The 12,524-nt window shown below is 70.2% G+C and carries 10 protein-coding genes and 1 tRNA gene; 5 read left to right on the top strand and 6 right to left on the bottom strand.

Annotation, left to right across the window (positions count from 1 at the left end):
* Positions 1-112: 112 nt before the first annotated feature.
* Entirely contained in the window at positions 113-688 is a 576-nt protein-coding gene (locus tag ABD224_RS01585) for an RNA 2'-phosphotransferase (RefSeq protein WP_344045852.1), read from the bottom strand.
* 391 nt (positions 689-1,079) lie between these two features.
* Between ABD224_RS01585 and ABD224_RS01580 the strand changes: the two genes are divergently transcribed.
* The 5 genes from ABD224_RS01580 (at position 1,080) to ABD224_RS01560 (ending at position 5,031) form a co-directional block, all read left to right on the top strand.
* Positions 1,080-2,072, top strand: coding sequence for an ABC transporter ATP-binding protein (locus tag ABD224_RS01580; protein WP_344046267.1), 993 nt, complete (start codon positions 1,080-1,082; stop codon positions 2,070-2,072).
* Positions 2,062-2,970 carry an ABC transporter permease gene (locus tag ABD224_RS01575; RefSeq protein ID WP_344045850.1) on the top strand — a complete coding sequence of 303 codons (909 nt, stop codon included), beginning with the start codon at positions 2,062-2,064 and terminating at the stop codon, positions 2,968-2,970. The genes ABD224_RS01580 and ABD224_RS01575 overlap by 11 nt, the downstream gene beginning before the upstream one ends.
* Positions 2,967-3,878 carry an ABC transporter ATP-binding protein gene (locus ABD224_RS01570; protein ID WP_344045848.1) on the top strand — a complete coding sequence of 304 codons (912 nt, stop codon included), beginning with the start codon at positions 2,967-2,969 and terminating at the stop codon, positions 3,876-3,878. The genes ABD224_RS01575 and ABD224_RS01570 overlap by 4 nt, the downstream gene beginning before the upstream one ends.
* 9 nt (positions 3,879-3,887) lie before the next feature.
* Complete coding sequence (locus tag ABD224_RS01565; protein ID WP_344045846.1) at positions 3,888-4,607, top strand: ABC transporter permease subunit; 720 nt, start codon at positions 3,888-3,890, stop codon at positions 4,605-4,607.
* Positions 4,608-4,944: 337 nt separating this feature from the next.
* Positions 4,945-5,031 (top strand) — tRNA-Ser (locus tag ABD224_RS01560).
* Between the two features lie 145 nt (positions 5,032-5,176).
* Here ABD224_RS01560 and ABD224_RS01555 read toward each other — a convergent pair.
* The 5 genes from ABD224_RS01555 to ABD224_RS01535 form a co-directional block, all read right to left on the bottom strand.
* Positions 5,177-5,989 carry an HAD family hydrolase gene (locus ABD224_RS01555; protein WP_344045844.1) on the bottom strand — a complete coding sequence of 271 codons (813 nt, stop codon included), beginning with the start codon at positions 5,987-5,989 and terminating at the stop codon, positions 5,177-5,179.
* The gene (gene serS / locus ABD224_RS01550) at positions 5,986-7,263 is read right to left on the bottom strand and encodes a serine--tRNA ligase (RefSeq protein WP_344045842.1); all 1,278 of its coding nucleotides are present in this window, start codon (positions 7,261-7,263) and stop codon (positions 5,986-5,988) included. The genes ABD224_RS01555 and serS overlap by 4 nt, the downstream gene beginning before the upstream one ends.
* A gap of 501 nt (positions 7,264-7,764) precedes the next feature.
* Positions 7,765-8,697, bottom strand: a complete 933-nt coding sequence (gene pheA / locus ABD224_RS01545) for a prephenate dehydratase (protein ID WP_344045840.1) — start codon at positions 8,695-8,697, stop codon at positions 7,765-7,767.
* A 214-nt stretch (positions 8,698-8,911) separates the two neighbouring features.
* Positions 8,912-10,210, bottom strand: a complete 1,299-nt coding sequence (gene efeB, locus ABD224_RS01540) for an iron uptake transporter deferrochelatase/peroxidase subunit (protein ID WP_344045838.1) — start codon at positions 10,208-10,210, stop codon at positions 8,912-8,914.
* Between the two features lie 8 nt (positions 10,211-10,218).
* Positions 10,219-12,522 (bottom strand): copper resistance CopC/CopD family protein, encoded by a 2,304-nt coding sequence (locus ABD224_RS01535; RefSeq protein WP_344045836.1) that lies wholly within the window; start codon positions 12,520-12,522, stop codon positions 10,219-10,221.
* Positions 12,523-12,524: the final 2 nt, after the last annotated feature.

The raw sequence follows: 12,524 nt of genomic DNA, 5'->3' as shown, positions 1-12,524 counted from the left end.
GGCTGAGGGCGAGCGCCGAGCGTGCTTCGTGTGTGCGGTCACCCGGCAGCGGCATGCTCAGCCGGCAGCCGGGTGGGAGACGCCGCGGTCTGACGTACGCCAAACCGCGGGGTCATGTCCTCGGCCGCGCCGGATCGGGCTCAGGGGAGGGAGGAAAACTCAGGTAGCGCGGCGGCACGGCCTTCGTCAGCCATACCCCGTTGGCGCTGACGCGGAAGACATGGCCGTCGCGGTGCATGGCGGCCGCGTTCACGGTGAGCACCACCGGACGGCCGCGGCGGGCGCCGACACGGATCGCGGTCTCGCGATCGGGCGAGAGATGCACATCGTGCCGGCGCATGGGCCGCAGGCCCTCGGCGCGGATGGCGTTCAGATGGCGGGTCACCGTTCCGTGGTAGAGGTACGGCGGCGGGGTCGCGGCCGGCAGGGCGAGGTCGACCTTGATGCTGTGACCCTGGGCGGCACGGATGCGGGTGCCCTCGATGGTGAAGCGCCGCTTGTCGTTGGTGGCGACCACATGGTCCAGCTCCGCGCGCGAGATGGGAAAGCCGTGGGCGGCCGCCGCCGCGAGCAGCGTGTCGATCTCGACCCAGCCGCCCTCGTCGAGGGAGAGTCCGATCCTTTCGGGCTGGTGGCGGAGGTGCCGGGCGAGGTACTTCGACACCTTCACGGTGCGTCGTGCGTCCATTCGACCAGCCTGCCGGAAGAGACGAACATCACGCAGGTCAATATCGCTCCGGAGGTTTGATCCACAGTCAAGTTGTGTTGTCCACAGGGAAATTGACAGAACCTGTGGACAACCGGCCGTTACCTCGGGGCGCTTTGCCGGGATCGGCGACTTCTGCGGCGGACGTATCCGCGCGGCCCGCCCGTGCGCACCCGGCCGCTCCCACGCGTCCGTCGGCGGCGGTCGCACGCGTCGTCCTCCTCCAGGACCACGCACGTCCTCCCCCTCCACGGCCGCCTGAGACCTGAGGGTGTCCCCCTTAGGGTCCCCCTACTACTCGAGTCTGATGTCAAGACGGCCCTCGGGGCTGACGACGGGCGGAGCACGGCTCACTACCGTCAACGGCGTGACTGTGATCGCGACCGAAAGCCTGAGCAAGCGGTACCCCCGGGTGACCGCGCTTGACCGGCTCTCTGTGGACATCGGACCCGGTGTGACCGGTCTCGTCGGTGCCAACGGAGCCGGCAAGTCCACACTGATCAAGATCCTGCTGGGTCTGTCCCCCGCCACCGAGGGCCGCGCCGAGGTGCTCGGCCTCGATGTCGCCACCAAGGGCTCCGCCATCCGCGAGCGCGTGGGCTACATGCCGGAGCACGACTGTCTGCCGCCCGACGTCTCGGCCACCGAGTTCGTCGTCCACATGGCGCGCATGTCCGGCCTGCCCCCGGCGGCCGCGCGCGAGCGCACCGCGGACACCCTGCGTCATGTCGGCCTGTACGAGGAGCGCTACCGTCCCATCGGCGGCTACTCCACCGGCATGAAGCAGCGCGTGAAACTCGCCCAGGCGCTGGTGCACGACCCGCAGCTGGTCTTCCTCGACGAGCCGACCAACGGCCTCGACCCGGTCGGCCGCGACGAGATGCTCGGACTGATCCGCCGCATCCACACCGACTTCGGCATCTCGGTCCTGGTCACCTCGCACCTGCTGGGCGAGCTCGAGCGCACCTGTGACCACGTCGTCGTCATCGACGGCGGCAAGCTTCTGCGCTCCAGCTCCACCACCGACTTCACCCAGACCACGACCACCCTCGCCATCGAGGTCACCGACAGCGACGAGCACCCGGACGGCACCCGCGCGGTGCGTGAGGCGCTCCGTGCGCGCGGGGTGGACACCCAGGACGGCGCGGGCCTGCCGGGCGCCGGCCACGTCCTGCTGCTCACCGCGCAGGGCGAGGAGACGTACGACCTGGTGCGGGACGTGGTCGCGGACCTCGGTCTCGGCCTGGTGCGCATGGAGCAGCGCCGGCACCACATCTCGGAGGTCTTCCGGGACAACGACGGACAGCGTGACCGTGACGAACAGCGCGACGGACAGCGGAAGGAGGCGGTCGGCCATGGCGGTTGAGCACTCCGCGGCACCGCCCTCGGGCGACCAGGCCCGTATCCACGACATCGGCTACCGCACCTACGACGGTCCCCGTCTCGGCCGCGCCTATGCCCGCCGCTCGCTGTACGTGCAGTCGCTGCGCGGCGCCTACGGCCTCGGCCGTTCGGTGAAGTCCAAAGTGCTGCCCATGCTGCTGTTCGCGGTGATGTGCGTCCCCGCGGCCATCATGGTCGCCGTCGCGGTCTTCACCAAGGCCAAGGACCTGCCCATCGCCTACACGGACTACGCCCTCATCATGCAGGCTGTCATCAGCCTCTACGTCGCCTCGCAGGCACCGCAGGCCGTCTCCCGCGACCTGCGTTTCAGGACCGTGCCGCTGTACTTCTCGCGGCCCATCGAGGTCTCCGACTACGTCCGTGCCAAGTACGCGGCGCTGGCCTCGGCGATGTTCATCCTGACCGCCGCCCCGCTGCTGGTGCTCTATGTGGGCGCCCTGCTGGCCAAGCTGGACTTCACCGACCAGACCAAGGGATTCGCCCAGGGACTCGTCTCCGTGGCCCTGCTCTCCCTGCTCTTCTCCGGCATCGGCCTGGTCGTCGCCGCCGTCACCCCGCGCCGCGGTTTCGGCATCGCCGCCGTGATCGCCGTACTGATGATCTCCTACGGCGCCGTCTCCACTCTCCAGGCCATCGCGTACGTCCAGGAGAACACCGGCGTCATCCCCTGGATCGGCCTGTTCTCGCCGGTCACCCTGATCGACGGAGTGCAGACCGCCTTCCTGGGCGCGACCTCCACGGTGCCCGGTGGTGTCGAGCCCAGCACGGCGCAGGGCGTCGTCTACCTCCTCGTCGTCCTCGGCCTCGCCGCCGCCGCATACGGTCTGCTGGTGCGCCGCTACAAGAAGGTGGGAATGTGACGACCCTCAGCATCGACCACGTCTCCCGCTGGTTCGGCAACGTGGTCGCCGTCAACGACATCACCATGACGATCGGCCCGGGCGTCACCGGTCTGCTCGGCCCCAACGGCGCCGGGAAGTCCACGCTGATCAACATGATGGCCGGCTTCCTCGCCCCCTCCACCGGCAGCGTCACCCTCGACGGACAGCCGGTGTGGCGCAACGAGCAGATCTACCGGCACATCGGCATCGTCCCCGAACGGGAGGCGATGTACGACTTCCTCACCGGCCGCGAGTTCGTCCTCGCCAGCGCCGAACTGCACGGTCTGGGCGCCAAGGCCGCCCAGAAGGCGCTCGCCACCGTCGAGATGGAGTACGCGCAGGACCGGAAGATCTCCACCTACTCCAAGGGCATGCGGCAGCGCGTGAAGATGGCGAGCGCCCTGGTCCACGAACCCTCGCTGCTCCTGCTCGACGAGCCGTTCAACGGCATGGACCCGCGCCAGCGCATGCAGCTGATGGACCTGCTGCGGCGCATGGGCGACGAGGGCCGCACGGTGCTGTTCTCCTCCCACATCCTGGAGGAGGTCGAGCAGCTCGCCTGGCACATCGAGGTCATCGTCGCCGGACGCCACGCGGCCAGCGGCGACTTCCGCAAGATCCGCCGTCTGATGACCGACCGTCCGCACCGCTACCTGGTGCGCTCCAGCGACGACCGCGCTCTTGCGGCCGCGCTGATCGCCGACCCCTCGACGTCCGGCATCGAGGTGGACCTCACCGAGGGCGCACTGCACATCCAGGCCGTCGACTTCGGCCGGTTCACGGCCCTGCTGCCGAAGGTGGCCCGGGACCTCGGCATCCGGCTGCACACGGTCTCGCCGTCCGACGAGTCCCTCGAGTCCGTCTTCTCGTACCTGGTCGCGGCGTAGGAGGCCACGATGTACGACCCCACAGTCGCCCGGCTCACCTACCGGGCCCTGCTCGGCCGCCGTCGGGCCTTGATCCTCGGCGCGCTGCCGCTGCTGCTGATCGTGATCGCCGTCGCCGTCCGCGCTCTCGCCGGAGCCGACGACCAGACCGCGGTGAACGTCCTCGGCGGGCTCGCGCTCGCCACCATGGTGCCGATCATCGGCGTCATCGCCGGTACCGGTGCCATCGGGCCGGAGATCGACGACGGCTCGGTGGTGTACCTGCTGTCCAAGCCGCTGAAGCGGTCGACGATCATCTTCACCAAGCTGATCGTGGCGATCGCGGTGACCATGGTGTTCTCCGCGGTGCCGACGCTGATCGCCGGACTGATCCTCAACGGCAACGGCCAGCAGATCGCCGTCGCCTACACCGTGGCCGCGCTGGTCGCCTCCATCGCCTACGCGGCCCTCTTCCTCCTGCTGGGCACGGCCTCCCGGCACGCGGTGGTCTTCGGACTCGTCTACGCGCTCGTGTGGGAGATGCTGTTCGGCTCCCTGGTCCCCGGGGCGCGCACGCTGAGCATCCAGCAGTGGGCGCTGGCCGTCGCCCACGAGGTCGCCGGCGGGGACCTGGTCACCTCCGACGTCGGACTGCCGGCCGCGACCGTGCTGCTGGTGCTGGTGACCGTGGTGGCCACCTGGTACGCCGGACAGAAGCTGCGGTCGCTGACGCTCGCCGGCGAGGAGTGAGAAGCGAGGAGCGCCGGCGGCGGTGACCGGCCCGGTCGTGGCGACCGGGCCGGTCGTGTGTCGTCCGGTCGCGTGGTCGGCCGGTCACCTCGTAATTCGGTGGCGCCGACGCCTCTTGTCACGGCACAGTGGTGGTGTCCACCACGCCGCACGGGGCGGTGTCACGATCCGGGAGAGGAGCTGGCGATGTCCATGCACGGCAGTACGCCGAGCTCCCGGCAGGGCAGCCCGCGGCAGGCTCCGGAGTAACTACCCGCTCCGTCGAGCCGCCCGCACGGGGAGCTGCCCGGGGCGGCCGCTTCGAGCACGCGAATCGCTTCGCGTGGGCCGCCCACCCGGAGGATTGGCCGAGTGGTAAGGCACCGGCTTGCTAAGCCGTGGTCGGGCCGAAAAGCCCGCGCACGTTCGATCCGTGCATCCTCCGCTCAGACCGACAGCACGACCGAGAACAGCCCGAGAGCCAAACGAGAGCAGACGAGAACGGGAAGCGAAGGCGGAAACCGCGGCCGAGGGCAAGGACCGCGGACAGAAGCCCCGGACGCCGGCCGGCCGGTACCTCGGCCGGCACCTCAGCCCAGCAGCTTCTCCAGCACCACCGCGATGCCGTCCTCGTCGTTCGAGGCCGTCACCTCGTCCGCGACCGCCTTCAGCTCCCTGTGGGCGTTGGCCATGGCCACGCCGTGGGCCGCCCAGGAGAACATCGGGACGTCATTGGGCATGTCGCCGAAGGCGATGGCGTCCTCCGCCTTCAGCCCCAGCCGCCGCGCGGCCAGCGACAGGCCCGTCGCCTTCGACAGACCGAGCGGCAGCAGCTCGACGACGCCCTCCCCGGCCACGGTGACCGAGACGAGACCGTCGGTGGTCCGGCGGGCCACGTCGGCCAGCTCGTCGTCCGTGAGCGTCGGATGCTGGATGTAGATCTTGTTGAGGGGCGCGTTCCACAGGTCCGAGACGTCCGTGAGCGGAGTCGTCGGCAGCGGACCCGAGACCGTGTAGCCGGGACCCACGAGCACCTCGCCGTCCAGGCCGTCGCGGCTGCCCGCCAGAAACAGCGGACCGGTCTCGGCCTCGATCTTGGCCAGCGCCGTACCGGCCGGCTCCCGGTCCAGGGTCACCGAGGTCAGCAGGCGGTGCTCCCCGGCGTCGTACACCTGGCCGCCCTGGCCGCAGACCGCGAGGCCCCGGTAGCCGAGGTCGTCGAGGATGGGCCGTGTCCAGGGCACCGCGCGGCCCGTGACCACGAGATGCGCGGCACCCGCCGCGGTGGCCGCGGCGAGTGCCTCACGCGTGCGGTCCGAGACCGACCCGTCGGAGCGCAGAAGGGTGCCGTCGAGGTCGGTGGCGATCAGCTTGTAGGGAAAGAGTCCGGGGGTATGGCTCACTTGGCCACCGGCTCCAGGACCTCCCGGCCGCCGAGATAGGGACGCAGCACCTCGGGCACGCGCACGGAGCCGTCGGCCTGCTGGTGGTTCTCCAGGAGCGCGATGATCGTGCGCGGGATGGCGCACAGCGTGCCGTTGAGCGTGGCCAGCGGGCGGACCTTCTTGCCCTCGCGCACCCGGATCTGCAGCCGGCGGGACTGGAACTCGGTGCAGTCCGAGGTCGAGGTCAGCTCGCGGTACCTGCCCTGGGACGGGATCCACGCCTCGCAGTCGAACTTGCGCGAGGCCGAGGCGCCCAGGTCACCCGAGGCCACGTCGATGACCCGGAACGGCAGCTCCAGCGAGGTCAGCCACTGCTTCTCCCACTCCAGCAGCCGCCGGTGCTCCTCCTGCGACTCCTCGGGGGTGACGTAGGAGAACATCTCGACCTTGTCGAACTGGTGGACGCGGAAGATGCCGCGGGTGTCCTTGCCGTGCGAGCCGGCCTCGCGGCGGAAGCACGGGGAGAAGCCGACGTACCGCAGCGGCAGACGCTCGGCGTCGATGATCTCGTCCATGTGGTAGGCCGCCAGCGGCACCTCGGACGTGCCGACCAGGTACAGGTCGTCCTTCTCCAGCTGGTACACGTCCTGGGCGGCCTGGCCGAGGAAGCCGGTGCCGGCCATCGCCTGCGGGCGGACCAGCGCCGGGGTCAGCACCGGGGTGAAGCCGGCCGCGGTGGCCTGGGCCATCGCCGCGTTCACCAGGGCCAGCTCCAGCAGGGCGCCGACACCGGTGAGGAAGTAGAAACGCGAACCGGATACCTTCGCGGCGCGCTCCACGTCGATCGCGCCGAGCAGCTGCCCGAGCTCCAGGTGGTCCTTGGGCGTGAAGCCCTCGGCCTCGAAGTCACGGATCGTGCCGTGCGTCTCCAGCGTGACGAAGTCGTCCTCGCCGCCGACGGGCACGTCGGGGTGCACGAGGTTGCCGAGCTGGAGCAGCAGCTCCTGCGTTTCGGCGTCCGCCGCGTCGCGCTCGGCGTCGGCGGCCTTGACCTCGGCGGCCAGCCGGCTCGCCTTCTCCAGCAGTTCGGCCTTTTCCTCGCCGGAGGCCTTGGGGATGAGCTTGCCCAGCGCCTTCTGTTCGGCGCGCAGTTCATCGAAACGGACGCCGGAGGACCTGCGCCGCTCGTCGGCGGCCAGGAGGGAGTCGACGAGCGCGACGTCCTCTCCACGGGCGCGCTGGGAGGCGCGCACACGGTCGGGGTCCTCACGGAGCAGGCGAAGGTCAATCACGTGGCCAAGGCTACCGGTGCGGCGTTCCGCCTCACGACTCAGTATTCCGAACCGCGCATTACGTACCGTTATGGGGGTATTTCTCCCTGTATCAAGCAAGGGGTGCCCCAAGCCCCTGAGCGGGGCGGCGGGGCTGCGGCTGACCGAAATTCCCCCTCGGACCAGGGGCTGGGAGCGCGTTGTCCACAGCGGTCCACATGTCCGGGAAAGTTATCCACAGGGTGTGCGGAAGATCTGTGGAAGCCGGAATTGATCACTCCGGAAAGCGTGACCGAAAGGAAGAATTCCTCGCTCGAGCCGGCCCGGTGCCCCACTTTCGGATGGAAAGGCGTCACCTCAAAAGATGAATGAAAGGAGACAAGTGGACGAAGGGCGACTTGTCTCTCTTGCCTCCCTCAAGGGAGTGCACGGGCATTTGTTGATCGAATCGCCCTTGGATGTCGACTTGTCCCCTGGTCGAGAAGAAGACCTGTGGACAACTTCTGTGGATAACGTCTCCGGCTAGAAACGACCGTCCTGGCAGCGCGCCACCCAGTCCGCCGCCGCCGCGAACTCCTCGTCCGAGGTCCCGGGCAGCGGAGGCCGGACGTCCGCCGCGCTGATGTCCGCGCGCGGGTACGAGCCCAGGAAGCGCACCTGCAGACAGACCCGCTTCAGCCCCATCAGGGCCTCGGCCATCCGGCGGTCGTTGATGTGCCCCTCGGCGTCGATGCAGAAGCAGTAGTTGCCGATGCCGGCACCCGTCGGGCGGGACTGCAGCAGCATCAGGTTGATGCCGCGGGTGCTGAACTCGCCCAGCAGATCGCGCAGCCCACCGGGGTGGTCGTCGCGCTGCCACAGCACCACGGAGGTCTTGTCCGCGCCGCTCGGGGCGGCGGGCCGGGCGGGGCGGCCGACCAGCACAAAGCGCGTCTGCGCGTTCTCGGCGTCGTGGATGCCCGTCTCCAGGGGGACGAGCCCATAGCGCTCGGCCGCGAACTCACCGGCGAAGGCGGCGTCGTAGCGGCCCTCCTGGACCAGACGGGCGCCGTCCGCGTTCGAGGCGGCCGACTCCCAGACCGCGTCCGGGAGGTTCTTCTTCAGCCAGTTGCGCACCTGCGGCTGGGCGGCCGGGTGGGCGGTGACCGTCTTGATGTCGGACAGCGTGGTGCCGGGCCTGACCAGCAGCGCGAAGGCGATCGACAGCAGCACCTCGCGGTAGATCATCAGCGGCTCGCCCGCGACCAGCTCGTCGAGGGTGGCGGTGATGCCGCCCTCGACGGAGTTCTCGATCGGCACAAACGCGGCCTCGGCTTCACCGGCACGCACCGCGTCCAGCGCGGACTGCACCGACACATACGGGACCAGTTCCCGGGTGGCTGCCTCGGGAAGGGTGCGCAGGGCGACTTCGGTGAAGGTGCCCTCGGGGCCGAGATATGCGTAGCTCGCTGGCATGACTTCACCCTAGTCGCCGTCCGGGAGGCGGGCGCGCGTGTCCCGGGGGAGCCCCTCCCGAGAGCGGACCCGCGCAACCCTGTCCGAAAGGTGCTCCCTCAAGAGGCTCCTTCTCGACGTACTCGACGCACTCGATGTACTCGACGTGTCTCGACGTATTCCCTCTTGTGCTCTTTTGCTCCCTTTCGTCCCCTCTCGTTTTCTCTCGCCGCGCTCACCCCTCCAGCAGCCGCTGCCCCACGTACTCGCCCTTGGCCGCCCCGCCCGGCACCGCGAACAGTCCGCTCGCCTCGTGCCGGATGTACGGCGACAGCGCGTCGCCGCGGTCCAGCTTGCGCTGCACCGGGATGAAGCCGCGCAGCGGATCCGCCTGCCAGCAGATGAACAGCAGGCCCGCGTCGGGAGTGCCGTCGGCGTCGAAGCCGTCGTGGTAGGAGAAGGGGCGCCGGAGCATGGCCGCGCCGCCGTTCTGGTCGGGCCGGGTGATGCGCGCGTGCGCGTTGACCGGGATGACATAGCTGCCGTCCTTCCCGGTCTTCTCCAGGTCCATCTCGGTCGTCTCGGTGCCCCCGCTGAGCGGCGCCCCGTCGGACTTGCGGCGCCCGATGACGTTCTCCTGCTGGGCGAGTGACAGCTTCTCCCACTCGTCCAGCAGCATGCGGATGCGGCGTACGACGGCATAGGAACCGTTCGCCATCCAGGCCGGTTCACCGTCCGCGGGGACGAAGACGCGCTGCTCGAAGTCGGGGTCGGACGGCTTGGGGTTGCGGGTGCCGTCGACCTGGCCCATGAGGTTGCGGGTCGTCATGGGGTGTGCCGTGGCGCCGGGGGAGCGGTTGAAGCCGTTCATCTGCCAGCGGACGCGGGCGGCGCCGCCCGCGTCCTTCTGCAGGGCGCGCAGGGCGTGGAAGGCGACCAGCGCGTCGTTCGCGCCGATCTGTACCCACAGATCACCGTCGCTGCGAGCCTTGTCGAGCCGGTCGGAGGAGAAGTCGGGCAGGGGCTCCAGGGCGCCGGGCCGCTGCTTCTGCAGGCCTGTCCGGTCGAAGAAGGAGCGGCCGAAGCCGAAGGTGATCGTCAGGGAGGAGGGGCCGGCGTCAAGGGCGATACCGGTGTCGTCATGGGGAGCCGGCTCGCCGGCCATCAGCCGCTCGGCCGTCGTCGACCAGCGGCGCAGCAGCGCGGCGGCCTCCTTGCGGCCCGCGCCGGGGGCGAGGTCGAAGGCGATGAGATGGCCGCGGGCCTGCGGAGGGTCGACGATGCCGGGCTGATGTTTCCCGTGAAACATCGCCCGCTTGGCGCCGAGCGAGGTGAGCGGGGTGGCGTCGGCAGGGGCCGTCGTGTATCCGACGGCGGCACCCGCCGCGCCGAAGACGAGCCCGGTCGCACCGGCCGTGCCGAGCAGCTGCCGGCGTGACAGGCCCGCTCTCGCGGGGGCGTCCGGTGTCGTGGGCGCGGAAACCGCGGACGGGGAGTTCGGGGAGGTGGCCTCCGGGGTGGACTGGTCGGTCATGGTGGTGTTCAGCCGATCTGCGCGTTCTTGGTGACGGTCACCTGGTCGATGTCGGAGGTCCGCACGGTCACCTCGATCTTCCAGTCGCCGGCCAGAGGAATCTGCACTCCGCTCGCGGCCCAGTGTCCGGTGCCGAGGCGGTCGGGGACCACCGGCAGCGGTCCGAGCTTCTTGGCGGCGAGCGAGAAGGCGACCTTGACCTCGGGGATGTCGTAGGGGCGCCCGTCGGTGCGCTGGACGTAGATGTGCATTTCGTTGCCGCCCACGCGCGCGGGGTCGATGTCGAGCCGTACGAGGCCCTTGCCGTTCTGTCCGCCGGTGTCGAAGGGCATGTCGAGGGTGATCGCGCCTTCCGGCGAGGACGACGACGAAGACGAGGACGAGGACGCTGTGGCGGCCGTGGTCTCCACCTCGGTGCGTCCCGGTTCGGTCTGTGTCAGCGCGGTGGTGACGGCGAGCAGGACGACGGCGACAGCGGCTTCCGCCAGCACGGACCGGCGCAGTCCCAGGCGGTGGGGGTCGGCGTCCCGCAGCCGCTTGCGCCGTGCGGCCTCCATGGCGGCCCGCTGCCGGGCGAGCTGAGCGGCCCGCTGGGGGGTCTCACCGTCCGTGGCCCCGCCTCCGGCCTGCGTGGTTGTGCCACCGGCGCCAGTCGTCCCGTTTCCGGCGCTAGCTGCCTTGTTCCCGGCTTCCGTGGTCCCGTTCCCGGTGTCCGCGGTCCTGTCGGACCCGGGCTTCTCCTTGTTTTCCGCGTTTTCCTTGTCTCCGTCTCCCTTTCCCGTGTCTCCCGTGTCTCCCGGCCCGGCGTCGGTTCCGGTACCGGTCCCGGCGCCTTCGTGCGCACCGGATTCCCCGCCCACGGCCGCCGGGACCTTGGTGCGTGCGGTCACCGCCGTCCTTGCGGTCACGGTTTCCGCCAGCCGTCCCGTCCAGCGACGGGAGATCCAGGCGAGACCGGCCAGCAGCGCCACCAGACCGATTTTGACCAGGAGCAGCTGCCCGTAGCGGGTGCCGGTGAGCGCCGGCCAGGAGCCGGTCTGGCGCCAGGACTGGTAGATCCCGGTGACCACCAGGACGAGGACGGAACCGAAGGCGAGACGGGAGAAGCGGCGTACGGCCGCGGTCTCGATCGGGGCCTGCTCGAACGTCCTGTACAGCGCGACGAGGAGGGCGGTGAGCCCGCCGAGCCAGGTGGCCATGGCGAGCAGATGGAGGACGTCGACGGGCATCGCGACACCCGCCTGCGGCCCGGTCGAGGCGTGTTCGGACATGGCCCAGCTGGCCGCGAGTCCGGCGGCGATCGCGGTTCCGCCGATGGCGAGCCCGAGGGCCGGGTCGCGTGTGTCCTCCTCGCCCTTCGAGCCGGGCGTGTCACCGGGCGTGTCACCGGACGCGTCAGAGGGAGCAGAGGAATCAGAAGGAGCAGAGGAGCCGGAGGAAGCAGAAGGGCCGGGTGAGGCGGAGGAAGGCGGGGACGAAGGCGAACCGTCCGGCCGGCGTGTGGTGCCGCCGTCCGGGGCGGTGGGCGACGGACGGGTGTACGCCCCGAAGAGCACCGCGATGAACAGGGCCGCCGCGGCGAGCAGCAGCAGCCGGGAGACGAGGGCGGCGCCCGTCTTGGTCTGGAGGACCTGTCCGAGGAGGGTCAGGTCGAAGATGTCCGCGGCCTTTCCGGAGGTGGTGTAGGCGCCGCGCAGGAGCAGCAGGACGAGCGTGGCCGCGGTGAGGGTGACCCAGCCGGAGACGACGAGTCGCTGGACGGCCCGCACCCCCGCGCCGCGCCGCCAGCAGGCCAGGACGAAGGCGGCGCCGCCGACCAGGACGACGAAACCGGCGTACGACACATACCGCCCGACCGCGTAGAGCGCGCCGACGACTCCGCCGCCCACCTCCTGGTCGCCGACCGCGACGGAGGTCTTGGAAGGGGCGCCGACGGAGAAGGTGTAGGCGCCCCCGACGGGATGGCTGTCGACCGAGACCACCTGGTAGACGACGGTGTAGGTGCCGTCCGGCAGACCGCCGCGCAGCCGCACGGCGTAGGTCGTCCCGCCGGCCTCGAAGGGTTTCCCGGTGTCGACACGGTTGCCCTGGGGATCGAGCACGCGCAGCGAGTCGTCGTTCAGGGCGACCTGTTCGGAGAAGGTCAGCGACACCTGGCCGGGCGCCTCGTCGACCACCACCCCCTGCTGGGGATCACTGCCGGTCAGCGCGGCGTGAGCGGAGGCCGGGGCGGCCCCGGCGAACAGCATCCCGGTGGCGGCCAGGAGCAGCAGCACCAGGTTCCGGACGCGGGAGGCGATGGTCTGCGGCAAGG

Origin of the sequence: Streptomyces thermoalcalitolerans (genome assembly GCF_039525155.1) — a bacterium.
GTDB lineage: Bacteria > Actinomycetota > Actinomycetes > Streptomycetales > Streptomycetaceae > Streptomyces > Streptomyces thermovulgaris.
This window is presented reverse-complemented; position numbering and strand designations above follow the sequence as displayed.

What these genes read in the sequence shown, in the direction of transcription:
- ABD224_RS01575 (WP_344045850.1), top strand. Translation starts at nt 2,062, where the DNA reads ATGGCGGTTGAGCACTCCGCGGCACCGCCCTCGGGCGACCAGGCCCGT.
- ABD224_RS01565 (WP_344045846.1), top strand. Translation starts at nt 3,888, where the DNA reads ATGTACGACCCCACAGTCGCCCGGCTCACCTACCGGGCCCTGCTCGGC.
- ABD224_RS01585 (WP_344045852.1), bottom strand. Translation starts at nt 688, where the DNA reads ATGGACGCACGACGCACCGTGAAGGTGTCGAAGTACCTCGCCCGGCAC.
- efeB (WP_344045838.1), bottom strand. Translation starts at nt 10,210, where the DNA reads ATGACCGACCAGTCCACCCCGGAGGCCACCTCCCCGAACTCCCCGTCC.
- pheA (WP_344045840.1), bottom strand. Translation starts at nt 8,697, where the DNA reads ATGCCAGCGAGCTACGCATATCTCGGCCCCGAGGGCACCTTCACCGAA.